The organism is Patulibacter defluvii, from assembly GCF_034096925.1.
Taxonomy (GTDB): domain Bacteria; phylum Actinomycetota; class Thermoleophilia; order Solirubrobacterales; family Solirubrobacteraceae; genus Patulibacter; species Patulibacter defluvii.
The window spans coordinates 26,442-39,942 of sequence record NZ_JAWZSQ010000016.1 but is presented as its reverse complement, the minus strand read 5'-3'; the positions used below and the strand labels follow the sequence as shown (position 1 = coordinate 39,942).

Below are 13,501 nucleotides of genomic sequence, written 5' to 3'. Positions count from 1 at the left end.
GCCTCAGCGCCGCGTCGCGACGATCAGGATCAGCGGCTCGGCCTTGGCGCGGACCAGCGCCCGGCTGAGCGCCTGGACCCCGGTCTGGACCGCCGGCCGCCGCAGCCACGAGCGGGTGACGGCCATCCGCACGAAGGTCGGGAAGGCCTGGGCGACGTCGGCCGCCGGCGAGACCGTCCGGATCGCGCGCTCGATCTCGCCGATCGTGACGCCGGTCAGGAAGTCGGTCGCCGTCTGGACCTCGTTGAGGTCGGGCCGCCGCGGCTTGATCAGGCGCCGCATGTACGGGGCCTTCAGCCGCGCGGGCAGCTGGTGGTAGAAGGGGAACCGCGGCCCGTAGTGGAAGAGGTCGAAGGGCATCCGCCGGTTCGGCCCGCAGACCAGCAGCAGGGTTCCGCCCGGCTTGAGGACGCGGATCATGTTCTCGACCGCCCGCCGGCGGGCGTCGGCCTCGGGGATGTGCTCCAGCATCCCGATCGAGATCGCGAAGTCGAAGCGGTCCGCCAGGTCGCCGACCGGCTCGGTGATGTCGCCCTCGCGGACGATCCCGGCCAGGTCCTCCTCGGGCACGCCGTGCGCGCGCAGCAGGCCCTCGGCCGCCGCCCGCGAGTGCGCCTGACCCGAGTAGATGTCGATTCCGACCGGCCGCATGCCGAGCGAGCGCGCCTGGGTGACGAAGCCGCCCCCGCCGCAGCCGATGTCGAGGATCGAGCGACCCTCCAGCGACCCGCCGCCGGTCGCCTCGAGGATCGCGAAGCACTTCGTGAAGTTCAGCGGCACGACCTCGGGGTTGTCGAGGTAGTCGCTGCGCCAGCGGCCCTCCGGGTCGTCGGCGGGCGCCGGCGCGCGCTCGCTCGCCGTCCGCAACCGCTCCGCCATCGCGTCGCAGGCCTGCTGGTCGACCGTGGCCAGCGCGGCCGAAACTGTCTGATCCCCCATCCGGCGTCGGATCCTACCCGCCCTCGCGTGGCGGATCAGCCCCAGACGCCGGGGGTCAGCCGCCACGCGAGGCCCACGCGAGGCCACGCCCGGCCCCGCCCGGCCGGTCAGCGGGTAGCCGGCTGGCGGTCGCGCGGGCCGGCCGTGTCGTCGACCAGGCCCAGGCGGACCCGCTGACGATCGACCTCGGCCAGCGCGGCCTCATAGTCCTCGAGCGAGCCGATCGGCCGCATCCACTCGGGCAGCCGGACGGCGCCGCCGCGGCGGCGCCGGGGCGCCGGCGCGCGGACGACCTCGACCTCGACCTCGGGCTCGACCTCGTGCTCGCGGTCGAGCGCGGTCCGGTCGGCGGAGGCCCGGTGGGCGGCGATCGCCTCGGCCAGCGACGGCTGCTCGCCGAGCGCGCGCTGGCGGCGGACGCTGCGGCGGCGGGTCTCGACCAGGTCCTGGTGCTCGGCGATCACGTCCGAGAGCGGCGCGCTGCTGCCCTCGTCGATCGTGGCGGCGATGCTCGCTTCCAGGTGCCGCTCCAGGATCCGCAGCTCGCGCGGGGTCGCCGGACGCGAGCCGCGAGAGGGCGCCGCGGTGAAGCGGTCCCAGGTGCGGGCGAAGGCGAGGAAGCTCGTGCGTCCGCCGCGGCGGTGGGCCGAGAGCATCGGGCAGACGCCGCCCTGACCGTCGGTGTAGGCCCCGACGATGATCGGGTCGCGACGGACCCCCTCCAGCATCGCCTGGCGCGTCGACAGCGGCAGGCAGTCGATCGTGCGACGGAGGTCGTGGATGGCGGTGGCGGTGCGGCGGCGGCTGTTCATGCTCGGAGAACCCGTGGGACTGACGTAGAGTGCGCGACGGACGGCCCGCCCACAGTAGGCGCGACCGTCGACGAGGACAACGGCAGACCTGCCGGTGAACGGGAGATTGCAGATGAAGCTCGGCGTGCAGCTCGGATACTGGGGCCTCGGCCTCACGCGACAGGACCAGCTCGAGATCGTCCAGGAGGCGGAGCGGCTGGGCTTCGACTCGGTCTGGGCGGCCGAGGCCTACGGCTCCGATGCCGCGACCATCCTTGGCTGGCTGGCCGGTCAGACCTCGAAGATCAAGATCGGCTCGGGCATCTTCCAGATCCCGGCCCGCTCGGCGGCGATGACCGCGATGACCGCGGCGACGCTCGACAACCTCTCCGACGGCCGCTTCGTGCTCGGCCTCGGCACCTCGGGCCCGCAGGTGGCCGAGGGCTGGCACGGCCAGCGGTTCGGCAAGCAGCTGCTGCGCACGCGCGAGTACGTCGCGGTGATGCGCAAGGCGCTGGCCCGCGAGCGGCTCGAGTTCCACGGCGAGACGATCGAGCTGCCGTTGCCCGACGGCCCCGGCAAGGCGCTGAAGCTGACGATCGCCCCGATCCAGGAGCGGATCCCGATCTACATCGCGGCGATCGGCCCCAAGAACACCGAGCTGGTCGGCGAGATCGCCGACGGCCTGTTGCCGATGATGTTCGCCCCCGAGCACGCCGACACCGCCCTCGCCCCGCTCCGGGCCGGGCAGGAGAAGGCCGGCCGCCCGGCCGACTCGGTCGCGGTCTGCCCGAGCGTCAACGTCCACATCGGTCCCGACCCGGACGGCGGCGCCGAGGGGATGCTGCGCGGCTTCACGGCGCTCTACGTCGGCGGGATGGGCTCGCGCGAGAAGAACTTCTACAACGCCGCGGTCACCCGCTACGGCTTCGGCGACGCGGCGAAGCAGATCCAGGATCTGTACCTGGAGGGCAAGAAGGTCGAGGCGATGGGCGCGATCCCGCCCGAGCTGATCGACGCCGTCGCGCTCTTCGGCAGCCGCGAGCACGTCACCGAGCGGCTGCGGGTCTACGAGGACGCGGGCGTCGACACGATCATCGCGACCCCGGTGACCCCGACCAAGGACGGCCGGATCCAGCAGATGCGCGAGCTGGCCGCCGCCCTCGAGGCGCTCTAGTTCCGGCCCGCGTGACCGATCCGCGCCCGCTGCGGCTGCTGCTGGGCGCGTTCGGCGACCCCGGTCACGCCTTCCCGATGATGGCCCTGGGCGCGCGGCTCGCCGCCCGGGGCCACGAGGTCTGGATGCAGACCTGGACCAAGTGGCAGCAGGACGTCGAGGCGGCCGGGATGCGGTTCGCCGCCGCACCCGAGTACCGGGTCTTCCCGCAGCTGGGCCAGGAGCCGCTGAAGCCCTACGCCGCGGTCGCCCGGGCCACGGTCGACACCGTGCCGCTGGTCGAGCAGCTGCGGCCGCACGCGGCGGTGGCCGACATCCTGACCCTCGCCCCCGCGCTGGCCGCGGAGCGCTGCGGGGTGCCGTGCGCGACGCTGATCCCCCACGTCGACCCGCGCGGCGAGCCCGGCTGGCCGCCCTACTCGTCGGGCGCCCGTCCCGGCGGGCCGATCGGCCGAGCTCTCTGGGCGCTGCCGAACGCGCTGGTCGGGTGGTCGCTCGAGCGTGGGCGCGTGGAGCTGAACGAGACCCGGGCGCGGGTCGGGCTGCCGCCGCTGGAGCGCCACCACGGGGGGATCAGCGAGCAGCTGGTGCTGGTCGGCAGCGTTCCCCAGCTGGAGTACCCGCGACGGCGGCCGCTGCCCCGCACCCACCTGGTCGGGCCGCTGGTCTGGGAGCCGCCGGCCGCGCCGGTCGCGCCGCCGCCGGGCGACGACCCGCTGGTCGTGGTGGCGCCGTCGACCTCGCAGGATCCCGACGGGCACCTGCTGCGGGCCGCGCTCGACGGGCTGGCCGACGCCCCGGTGCGGGTGCTGGCGGCCCAGAACCGGACCAGCGCCGCCGCCGCGCGCCGGTTGCCGCCGCTGCGGGTGCCGGCCAACGCCCGGCTGGTGCCGTGGATGAGCTACGGCCAGGTGATGCCCCAGGCCGACGTCGTGCTCTGCCACGCGGGCCACGGGACGCTGCTGCGGGCGCTGGCGGCGGGCCGCCCGGTGATCGCGATCCCGGCCGCCGGCGACATGTACGAGAACGCCGCCCGCCTGGCCTGGTCGGGGGCCGGGATCCGGCTGCCGCGGCGGCTGGCCGGCGGTCGGGTGCTGCGGACGGCCGTGCTCCAGGCGATCCGCGATCCCCGCTACCGGCAGCGGGCCGCGGCGGTCGCCGACTGGGTGGCGGCCGGCGACGGCACCGACCGCGCCGCGCCGCTGGTCGAGGCCCTGGGGGCCCGGGCGCCGATCCCCGCCCCGATCCCGTACCATGCCGACGACAGCGGTCCGGGGTAGCTCAATGGCAGAGCATTCGACTGTTAATCGAAGGGTTGTGGGTTCGAGTCCCACCCCCGGAGCTGGAGGCCCTCGCGGAAGCGGGGGCCTCGATCGTTTCGGGGCCGGGTGAGCGGCCGGCCGCCGCCGGCGAGTGCCCCAGCGGCCGCTTCTGCCTCTGGTTCAACAGCGGCTACGCGGGCGCCCGCGCCGACTTCGAGATCACCGACGGCAACCTCGCCAACGAGCTGTTCAACGACGGCCCCGCCGGCCGCAACGGCTGGCTCGTGCAGGTCGAGGACAACGCCGCCTCGGCCTACAACCGCACGAGCGGCGCGGTCTTCGTCTACGCCCGCCGCAACTGCGACGAGGCGGGCGACTACGACTGGCTCTCGCCCAACCAGAAGCTCAACCTCGACCAGCTGCGGTTCAACCTGAAGAACCGCGTCTCCTCGGTGCTGGTCTTCGATCGGCTGGTCAACCGCAGCGAGTGCAGCAACGTCGACTCGGGCGGCTACTAGGCCCCCCGCCGCGGCCCCTTCAGCAGCTCGCCGATCCCGTGGTTGACGCGCTGCTGGAGGTCCAGCCGACGGAGCACCAGGTCGTGGGCCGGCGCCTCGCCGCCACCGCGGCGGAGGGCGCGGGTGACCGCCCCCAGCTCGACCCGCAGGCCGGCCAGCTCGGCGGCGGCGACCGAGGGGTGGCGGACCTTGCCCGCCGCCTCCGCGACGCCGTCCAGCACCCGCCGCACCAGCGGATCCTCGCTCTGGGGCGGACGCTGCTCGCGGAGCGCGTCGCGGAGCACGGCCGCCGCCTGGCGGTGCGGCTCGTGGGCGAACAGCTCGGCGATCCGGGCTTCGTCGAGCAGGCCCGAGCTCTCAGCGCCGGCCGCCTGGCACTCGGCGAGGAACGCGACCTCGGCCCGGGCGACGTCGTCGGCACCACCCGCCGGGCCTGGCCCGAAGCCCCCCGGACCGACCGGGGCGAACCCGCCGCCGGAGGGCGCGAAGCTGCTGGTCACCGGTCCGCCCCAGCCGCCGGCCGGCGCGCCGCCGCCTCCCGGCCCGCGGCCCGGTCCGCCGGGACCGCCGCTCGGGCCCGGTCCACGGCCGCCGCCCGACCAGCCGCCGCCCGCTCCGCCGGCGGCTCCCGGCGCGCCCGTGCCCCCGCCGGGCCCGCCGCCGCGGCCGACCCCCGCCGTTCCGCCGCCCGGCCCCGCGACGCCGGCCACCGGCCCCCCGGCCCCGCCCTGCTCCAGCAGCGGCCCGAGGATCGACGGGTCCAGCCGCAGCCGTCCCGCCACCAGCCCCACCAGCTCCATCCGCAGCACCCCGGCCGGGATCTCGGCGAAGACCGGCCGCAGGGTCGCGATCGTGCGGTCCTTCGCCTCGGCCGTCGAGAGATCCGCCGCGTCGAGCAGGTGGCCGACGTGGAAGCGGGCCAGCGCCATCGGCTCGGCGAAGGCGTTGGCCAGCGCCTCGGTCCCGCGCCTGACCAGCAGGTCGGCCGGGTCCATCCCGTCCGGCAGCGCCACCACCCGCAGCTCCAGCCCGCTCCCCCGCGCCAGCTCCGCCGCCCGCAGCATCGCCTTGCGGCCCGCCTCGTCGGCGTCGAGCGCCAGCACCACCGACGGCGCCAGCCGCGCCAGCTCCTGCACCTGCTCCGGCGTCAGCGCCGTCCCCATCAGCCCGACCGCGTGCTGCAGCCCCGCCTGGTGGAGGGCGATCACGTCGGTGTAGCCCTCGCAGAGGATCACCTCGCCGGTCCGGGCCGCGTGCTTGCGGGCCAGGTGGGCGGCGAACAGGTGGCGGCCCTTGTGGTAGACGGGCCCGTCGGACGAGTTGACGTACTTCGGCTTCTGGTCGGGCATGATCGCCCGCGCCCCGAAGCCCATGATCCGGCCCCGCCGGTCGGCGAGCGGGAAGGTGATCCGCTGGCGGAAGCGGTCGTGCAGGTCGCCCTCGCGCCGCTTCGACGGCTGGGCGATCCCCGACGCCAGCATCTCCTCGTCGGCGTAGCCGGCCTGGCGCGAGCCGTCGACGACTCCGAAGCGGGGCGCGTAGCCGACCCGGAACGTCCGCAGCACCTCGGGATCGAGCCCCCGCCGGCGCAGCTCGTTGCGGGCCGCCCCCGCCTCGTTGCCCGCCCACAGCTGGCGCTCGAACCAGCGGCTGGTGCGGTCCAGCAGCTCCAGCAGCCGCGCGTCGCGCTGGCGCCGCTGGGCCAGCGCCGGGTTCTCCTCCTCGGTCCGCAGCTGGATCCCGGCCCGGTCGGCCAGCAGCTCGACCGCCCCCGGGAAGTCGACGTTCTCCGTCAGCTCGACGAAGCGGAAGAGGTCGCCGCCCTCGCCGCAGCCGAAGCAGTGGAACAGCTTGTCGTCGACGTTGACCGAGAACGACGGCGTGCGCTCGTCGTGGAACGGGCAGAGCCCCGTCATCCGACCGACGCCGGCCCGCCGCAGCTCGGTCCGGCCCTCGACCAGCGCCACGAAGTCGACCGCGTCGCGGATCCGGTCGATGTCCTCTTTCTGGTAGCGCGGAATCGGGCCCTCCTACCGCGCGTGAACCCGTGGGACGACCAGCTCCGAGAACGCCCGCAGCGCGTAGCGGTCGGTCATCCCCGCCACCCAGTCGGTCGCCCGCTCGAGCGGATCGGCGCCGGGCACCGGCACCGCGTGCACCTGGTAGCGGTCCCAGCCGCCGTCCTCGCCCGCCAGCGGCAACGGCGGGGCCGCCCCGCGGTCGCGGTCGCCGTCGGGGCCGCCGTCGGCCTCCAGGTGGTGCTCGAACAGCGTCCGGACCAGCGCGTGGACCCGCCGGTGCTCGGTCCGCGCGTCGCGGGCCAGGTAGACGTGCTCGAACATCCAGGTCCGCAGCTCGTCCATCGCCGCGCCGGCCTCGTCGCCCTGGACGATGTCGCCGGCCTCGCGCGAGGTCGCCACCAGGTCCTGCACCAGCCGGTCGATCCGCCGCGAGGCCGTCGCCCCCAGCACCCCGATCGGGCCCACCGGCAGATCGCGCTCGGTCAGGACGCCGGCCCGGATCGCGTCGTCGATGTCGTGGTTCAGGTAGGCGATCCGGTCGACGACGCGGACGATCCGCCCCTCCAGCGTCCGCGGCATCGGCGCCCGCCCGGAGTGGCCGCCGATCCCGTCGACGACGTCGGCGCAGAGGTTCAGCCCGCGCCCGCCCGCCTCGCGGACGGCGCTCGGCGCGTCCTCCAGCACGGTGATCAGGCGGACCGAGTGCTCCCAGTGGCGGAAGTGGCGGCCGTGCGGCTTCAGGCAGGCGTCGAGCGCCTCCTCGCCGATGTGGCCGAAGGGCGCGTGGCCGAGGTCGTGGCCGAGCGCGATCGCCTCGACCAGGTCCTCGTTCAGCTCCAGCGCACGGGCGACGGTGCGGGCGATCCCGGTCACCTCGAGCGTGTGGGTCAGGCGGGTCCGGTAGTGGTCGCCCTCGGGCGCCAGGAAGACCTGGGTCTTGTGCTTCAGCCGCCGGAACGCCTTGCTGTGGACGATCCGGTCGCGATCGCGCTGGAGCGGCGTCCGCAGCGGGCAGTCCGGCTCCTCCGCCGCCCGGCCGGCCGGCCAGGTGCGGGCCGCCGCCGGGGCCAGGAAGGCGTCCTCGAACGCCCGCCGCCGCGCGTGGGGATCGCCGAGGGAGGTCGTCACCGCCGCCATCGCCCCGATTGTCGCAGCCGCCGACCTCGGACCCGCGCCGGCCCGGCGCGCCGCCAGGCGGTCTCGTAGGCTTCCGCGCGTGCCCGCCGATCCGGTCGTCAGCGTCGTCATCTCGGCCCGCGACGGCGCCGCCACCGTCGACCGCGCCGTCGCCGCGGTCCTCGCCCAGCGCGACGCGCCCGCCTACGAGCTGGTGCTGGTCGACAACGCCTCGCGCGACGACACCGGCGCCCGCGCCGCGGCCAGCGGCGATCCGCGGGTGCGGGTGCTGCGGCTCGACGACCGCGGGGCCGGTCCCGGCGTGGCCCGCAACCACGGCGTCCGCGAGGCCCGCGGCGCGCTGATCGCCTTCACCGACATCGACTGCTACCCGACCCCCGACTGGCTCGCCGGGCTGGTGGCGGCGGCCCGCGACGCCGACCTCGTCGCCGGCCCGATCGAGCCCGACCCCGGCGAGCGGCGGGCGTGGGAGCGGACGCTGCGGGTGGCGGCCGACCAGGGGCTCTACCCGACCGCGAACCTGCTCGTGCGCCGCGAGGACTTCCTCGCCGCCGGCGGCTTCCGTGACTGGCACGACGACGGCAGCCCGACCGAGGAGGCCCCCGCGCGGCCCTTCGGCGAGGACACCCGGATGGCCTGGGGCCTGCTGCGCCGCGGCGCCCGCGCCGGCTGGGCGGCCGACGCGCTCGTCCACCACGCCGTGCTGCCCGAGGACCCGCGCGGCTGGCTGCGGCGCCGCTGGGAGATGCACCAGCTGCCCGATCTGGTCCGCCAGGTGCCGGAGCTGCGGCGGACGCTGCTGACCGGCGGGCTCTTCGTCGACCGCCGGACCGCGACCAGCGCCGCCGCCGGCGCCGGTCTGGCCCTCGCCGCCGTCAGCCGCCGGCGGGCGCCGCTGCTGCTGGCCCTGCCCCACGGCCTGCGGGTGGCGCGCGACCTGCGCGCCGCCGGGCCGCTCCACGTCGCCGTGGCGCTGGCCGGCGACGCGGTCCAGACGGCGGCGCTGGTGGTCGGCAGCGTCCGCCACCGGACGCCGGTGCTCTGACCGCGGCCGCGGCCGCTCAGCGGCGGGCGCGACCGCGCAGCGCCTCGAGCGCCGGGCGGTCGGCGAGGAAGCGGCGGTGGGCCCCGGCCCAGCCGACCAGCAGCTCGCGCAGCTGGGCGCGGCTGCGGACGACCCGCTTGACGCTGTGGGCCAGCCCGAGCGTGTCGAACCCGATCGCCGCCCGCGGATCGTCCTCCAGCACCAGCGCCAGCACCAGGTTGGCGTAGATCCGGTCGCGCTCCTGGGCCAGCGGGTAGGGCTTGCGGACGTCGTCGTGGTGGGCGCGGGCCCGCGGCTCCAGCTCCAGCCGGGCGCCGGCGATCAGCCACCGCAGGCACTGCAGGCGGTCGTCGTAGTAGCGCTGGTCCTCGTCCCAGGGGACGTCGATCACCAGCGCGCGGCGGTGGGCGATCAGGGCGCTGATGACGAAGGTCGGCCGCTCGCCGGGGCGGACCGGCCGGCAGAAGCCGTTCGGGCGGGTGACCATCAGCAGCGACCAGCCGCCGTCGGCGGTCCACGGCTCCATCGCCACCGTGCCGCCGACGACGACCGGGTCGTGGGTCGCCTCGACGGCGGCGGCCAGCCGCACCACCGCCTGCGGCTCGACGTAGACGTCGTCGTCGACGAAGACGAGGATCTCGGCGTCGCTCTCGCGGGCGCCGAAGTTGCGGGCGGCCGAGGGACCGACCAGGTCGTGCGGGCGGTGGCGGACCCACGGGTCGCGGGCGCAGACGGCGGCGCCGGCGGCACGGACCTCGGGATCGGGCGTCGAGTCGGCCACCACCACCGTGAACGGCAGGTGCTCGCGGGCGGCCCGCAGCGCGTCGAGGCAGCGGGCCAGCGCGTCGGGCCGGCTGCGGGTCGGCACCACCACGCCGACGGTCGCGCGGACCGTCGGGATCGGATCGCTGCTCATCGTCCCCTCCCCGCCCGCGCGCGGGCGTAGGCGTCGAGCGTCTGGCCGGCCACGACCGCCGGCGCCGCCCGCTCCCGCAGCCGGTCGCGGCCCGCCTCGGCCGCCTCGCGGGCCGCCCGCGGGTCCTCGATCGCGGCCGCCAGCGCGGCGCCCCAGGCCTCGGGGTCGTCGCCGGCGACGATCGGGACCAGCCCCTCGTCGCCGGTCACGTCGCGGAACGACGGCCAGTCGGAGACGACCAGCGGCGTCGCGCCGGAGAGGGCCTCGGCCGCGACGTAGCCGAAGCTCTCCCAGCGCGAGGGGACCGCGCAGACCGCGGCGCCGTCGAGCGCCTCCTCGACCGCCTCGCGGCCCCACTTCTCGGTCACCCGCAGCCCGTCGGCGACGCCGAGCGCGGCGGCGCGGGCGCGCAGCTCGTCGAGCACGCTGCCGCCGGTCGGGGTCGTCGTGTCGCGGCCGACGATCTCCAGCAGCGCGGTCGGCACCCGCCGGCGGACGGCGGGCAGCGCCTCCAGCAGCCGGTCGACGCCCTTGCGGTGCTCGAAGCGGCCGGCGAAGACGATCCGCGGCGGCGCCCCGCCGGCCGGGTCCCAGGCCGGCCGCGGCTCGCGCAGCGCGACCGGGTAGCTGATCGCGACGTCGGGGACCGCGTGGCGGTGGCTGGCCAGCTGGACGGCGGTCCCGACCAGCAGGTCGGCGCGGGCGATCCCCCGCTCCTCGGCGGCGATCGCCAGCCGCGCGTCGAGCCCCGAGCGGCCGACGAAGGGGAAGACCTGGGCCGCCGACGAGTGCAGCCGGACCACCAGCGGCCGCCGCCGCAGCAGTAGCGACTCGGCCATCCACTCCGGCGACTCGACCACGTCGAAGGAGCCGTCCAGCGCGCGGACGGCGCGGGCGACCGCGGCCGCCAGCTCGATCCGCTTCCAGCTCTGGGGCAGCACCCGGCCCGGCCCGCGGACGCGGCGCCCGAGCCCGCGGCGGTGGACGGTCACCCCGTCGGCGCTGCGGGTCGACGACGGCTGGCCGTCGACCACCGACAGCACGTGGACCTCGGCCCCGGCGGCGGCCAGGGCCGGGGCGACCAGCCCCAGGTAGGTGCCGATCCCGCCCCAGCCGGTCTCCGGTGGGTACTCCTGCGAGACGAGCAGGACCCGCATCAGCCGTCCTCGCGCTCGCGGCGGGCCCGGCGCAGGTCGCGCCGCGCCTCCAGCCGCCCCCGCGACGACCACAGCCACAGCTCGGCGTCGATCAGCGACTGCCGCTGGCGGACCCGCTTGGCCGCGATCCCGCCGGCCCGCAGCGCCCGCAGCGCCTCGCCGGCCAGCGCTCGCGGACCGAGGTCGTCGGCGCCGTCCATCAGCACGTTGGTGCGGCCCTGGGCGCGGGCCCGCTCGCGGAACCACGCCTTCGTCAGCCGTTCGACCGGGATGTGGTGGTGGACAGTCGCCGCCGGCCAGTACTCGACCACCAGGCCGGCCGCCAGCACCCGTCCGACCAGCTCGGTGTCGCCGCCCGAGAGCAACGACTTGCCGGTCCGGTCGAGCCCCGGCCGGAACGTCCCGACGCGGTGCAGGACGTCGCGCAGGACGGCGAAGTTCGCCCCCACCGGGCCGGCCCAGGAGGGGAACGGCCCTGGCCGGTCGCCGAGGTCGAGGACCGAGATGTAGGTCCGCTTCTGGGGGTGGACCCAGTCGGGGACCGGGATCGGCGCGTCGGCCAGGATCCGGCCGCCGATCAGCGCCCGCCGCCCGTCGAAGGCGGCGGCGACGCCGATCCCCCAGTCGGGCTCGACCAGCACGTCGTCGTCGAGGAAGGCGACGATCTCGCGGCTGGTCGCCGCCACGCCGCTGTTGCGGCCGACGTTGAGGCCACCCGGCTCCTGTCGCAGCACCCGCAGGTCGAGGTCGAGCTCGGCCAGCGGCAGCTGGTCGGCCAGCGGCGTCTCGCTGCCGTCGTCGATCACGACGATCTCCAGCCCCGCCGCCCCCTCGACGCGCGCCAGCGACCGCAGCGTCCGCTCCAGCAGGGTGGCGCGGTCGCGCGTCGGGATCACGACGCTGATCCGCTCGGTGTCGACGGGCACGGTCAGCGCTCGACGGGGACCCAGGGGGTGGCGGGCCGCTCGCGACGCGGCGGCGGCTCGTCGTCCGGCGGCAACGTCCAGCGCGGCTCGGGCGGGGCGGTCCCCGCGTCCGCCGCCGGCTGCTGGAAGACCCGCCGGTCCTCGACGGTGATGCAGAAGACGGCGATCGCCATCACGATCGCCACCAGCATGCCGTTGCGCGGCAGGTACATCGTGTCGTCGAAGAGCGCCGCCACGGCGACCGCCACGATCGGCGCCGCGATCGGCAGCAGCCGCCGGTGGAACGCCGTCCCGATCACCGTCAGCAGCAGCACGATCAGCGCGATCGCCGCGAACACGCCGGACTCCAGCGCCACCTGCAGGTAGACGTTGTGGGCCGAGGTGATGTGGCCGCTCAGCTCGTCGAAGCGGTCGCTGAAGCGGCCGGTGCCGAGGAAGACGTGGTCCGGCACCTGGGCGGCCGCCCGCGACATCAGCGAGACCCGCTCGCCGGTCGACTCGGTGCTGGTGTCGGCCGCCGACAGCACGTAGCTCAGGAACGACTGATCGTCCTTGCGCAGCAGCGCCAGCCCGCCGACGCCGAGCAGCGCGACGAAGGTCAGCCACGGCAGCGTCCGCAGCCCGGCGAAGGCGATCAGCGCGACCGCCAGGCCGACCCACGACTGGCGCGAGAAGGTCACGATCAGGGCCGCCAGCATGATCCCCAGGCAGACGACGATCACGGTCCGCGAGACCCGCATCCGCAGCAGCAGCATCGCCGCGCCGAGCAGGATCGCGACCATCAGGTACTGGCCCGCGCTCGGCACCGCCATGAAGGGGAAGATCCCGCGCACGAGGTCGAAGTCGCCGCTCTTCAGGTTGGCGACCCGGCTGGCGGCGGCGAACAGGTCGAGCCGCTCGTTGACCCAGTTGATCGTGTAGCCCTCGCCGCGCGCGAACTGGAGCAGGAACTGGAAGAGCACGCCGCAGGCGCCGAGCGCGCCGCCGATCACGACCGTCAGGCCGACGTCCTCGACCCGCACCACCCGCCGCCGCATCGCGAACAGGAGCGCCGCGCCGAGCAGCCCGAAGACGCTCAGGTAGAGCATCCGCGCGCCGGTCGCGACCACGTCGCCGCCGAAGGCGGTCGAAAGGATCCCCCACGCCAGCAGGGTCCCGAAGGCGAACGGGATCGCGGGCCCGATCGGCCGCGAGGCCAGCCGCTGGCGGCCGATCCCGTGGAAGAACAGGATCGGGATCAGGACCGCGGCCAGCACCAGCGGCGTGATCACCTTGAACTCGCCGATCTGGGCCACGTAGGGCCCGTACGGCAGCCCGAGCATGAAGATCCCGACCGCGACCGCCGGCCAGTGGATCGCCAGCAGCACGTAGAGGACCCCGAACGGGGCCGCGATCAGCAGCTCGTTCGGCAGGAACTGCCCGGTCGTCCCGGCGTAGCCGCCGAAGAAGAACGCGAAGAACAGCCCCCAGCGGAGGACCAGCCGGTCGAGCCGCTCCTCGGGCGGCCGCTGGGGCCGCTCGCGGCGGCGCCTCAGCCGGCCGCCGCCGGGCGCGCGCCGGCGCCGCCGGACCGGACCGTCCGGCGCCGCGCCGGCCGTGGCCGGTCGCACCG

General features: G+C 75.9%; 12 protein-coding genes and 1 tRNA gene. 5 read left to right on the top strand and 8 right to left on the bottom strand.

What is annotated here, in order from left to right:
* Window positions 1-3 precede the first annotated feature (3 nt).
* The gene (locus tag SH587_RS16055) at window positions 4-939 is read right to left on the bottom strand and encodes an SAM-dependent methyltransferase (protein WP_320671647.1); all 936 of its coding nucleotides are present in this window, start codon (window positions 937-939) and stop codon (window positions 4-6) included.
* A 107-nt stretch (window positions 940-1,046) separates the two neighbouring features.
* Window positions 1,047-1,751, bottom strand: a complete 705-nt coding sequence (locus tag SH587_RS16050) for a hypothetical protein (protein ID WP_320671646.1) — start codon at window positions 1,749-1,751, stop codon at window positions 1,047-1,049.
* Window positions 1,752-1,863: 112 nt separating this feature from the next.
* Here SH587_RS16050 and SH587_RS16045 point away from each other — a divergent pair, with 112 nt between their 5' ends.
* From SH587_RS16045 to SH587_RS16030, 4 genes are all read left to right on the top strand, one after another.
* Window positions 1,864-2,907 (top strand): LLM class F420-dependent oxidoreductase, encoded by a 1,044-nt coding sequence (locus SH587_RS16045; protein ID WP_320671645.1) that lies wholly within the window; start codon window positions 1,864-1,866, stop codon window positions 2,905-2,907.
* Between the two features lie 11 nt (window positions 2,908-2,918).
* Window positions 2,919-4,187 (top strand): glycosyltransferase, encoded by a 1,269-nt coding sequence (locus SH587_RS16040; protein WP_320671644.1) that lies wholly within the window; start codon window positions 2,919-2,921, stop codon window positions 4,185-4,187.
* A tRNA-Asn gene (locus SH587_RS16035) sits at window positions 4,178-4,249 on the top strand. Before SH587_RS16040 ends, SH587_RS16035 begins: the two co-directional genes overlap by 10 nt.
* Window positions 4,223-4,687, top strand: coding sequence for a peptidase inhibitor family I36 protein (locus tag SH587_RS16030; protein ID WP_320671643.1), 465 nt, complete (start codon window positions 4,223-4,225; stop codon window positions 4,685-4,687). The genes SH587_RS16035 and SH587_RS16030 overlap by 27 nt, the downstream gene beginning before the upstream one ends.
* Here SH587_RS16030 and dnaG read toward each other — a convergent pair.
* Together dnaG and dgt are read right to left on the bottom strand one after the other, a co-directional pair.
* Entirely contained in the window at window positions 4,684-6,708 is a 2,025-nt protein-coding gene (gene dnaG / locus SH587_RS16025; RefSeq protein WP_320671726.1) for a DNA primase, read from the bottom strand. The genes SH587_RS16030 and dnaG overlap by 4 nt on opposite strands.
* 9 nt (window positions 6,709-6,717) lie before the next feature.
* Window positions 6,718-7,836: a dGTP triphosphohydrolase gene (gene dgt, locus SH587_RS16020; RefSeq protein ID WP_320671642.1), complete on the bottom strand. Its 1,119-nt coding sequence runs from the start codon at window positions 7,834-7,836 to the stop codon at window positions 6,718-6,720.
* Window positions 7,837-7,924: 88 nt separating this feature from the next.
* Between dgt and SH587_RS16015 the strand changes: the two genes are divergently transcribed.
* Entirely contained in the window at window positions 7,925-8,890 is a 966-nt protein-coding gene (locus SH587_RS16015) for a glycosyltransferase family 2 protein (RefSeq protein ID WP_320671641.1), read from the top strand.
* 16 nt (window positions 8,891-8,906) lie between these two features.
* Here SH587_RS16015 and SH587_RS16010 read toward each other — a convergent pair whose 3' ends face one another.
* From SH587_RS16010 to SH587_RS15995, 4 genes are read right to left on the bottom strand one after another with little or no spacing between them, the layout of a single operon-like run.
* The gene (locus SH587_RS16010) at window positions 8,907-9,806 is read right to left on the bottom strand and encodes a glycosyltransferase family 2 protein (RefSeq protein WP_320671640.1); all 900 of its coding nucleotides are present in this window, start codon (window positions 9,804-9,806) and stop codon (window positions 8,907-8,909) included.
* Entirely contained in the window at window positions 9,803-10,963 is a 1,161-nt protein-coding gene (locus SH587_RS16005; RefSeq protein ID WP_320671639.1) for a glycosyltransferase family 4 protein, read from the bottom strand. Before SH587_RS16005 ends, SH587_RS16010 begins: the two co-directional genes overlap by 4 nt.
* A complete protein-coding gene (locus tag SH587_RS16000; RefSeq protein WP_320671638.1) occupies window positions 10,963-11,889 on the bottom strand; it encodes a glycosyltransferase family 2 protein in 927 nt (308 codons plus the stop codon). The genes SH587_RS16005 and SH587_RS16000 overlap by 1 nt, the downstream gene beginning before the upstream one ends.
* 2 nt (window positions 11,890-11,891) lie before the next feature.
* Window positions 11,892-13,499 (bottom strand): O-antigen ligase family protein, encoded by a 1,608-nt coding sequence (locus tag SH587_RS15995; protein WP_320671637.1) that lies wholly within the window; start codon window positions 13,497-13,499, stop codon window positions 11,892-11,894.
* Window positions 13,500-13,501: the final 2 nt, after the last annotated feature.

Excerpts from the sequence above, each read along its gene's own strand:
- SH587_RS16045 (WP_320671645.1), top strand. The coding sequence starts at position 1,864 with ATGAAGCTCGGCGTGCAGCTCGGATACTGGGGCCTCGGCCTCACGCGA.
- SH587_RS16050 (WP_320671646.1), bottom strand. The coding sequence starts at position 1,751 with ATGAACAGCCGCCGCCGCACCGCCACCGCCATCCACGACCTCCGTCGC.
- SH587_RS16055 (WP_320671647.1), bottom strand. The coding sequence starts at position 939 with ATGGGGGATCAGACAGTTTCGGCCGCGCTGGCCACGGTCGACCAGCAG.
- SH587_RS16010 (WP_320671640.1), bottom strand. The coding sequence starts at position 9,806 with ATGAGCAGCGATCCGATCCCGACGGTCCGCGCGACCGTCGGCGTGGTG.
- SH587_RS16005 (WP_320671639.1), bottom strand. The coding sequence starts at position 10,963 with ATGCGGGTCCTGCTCGTCTCGCAGGAGTACCCACCGGAGACCGGCTGG.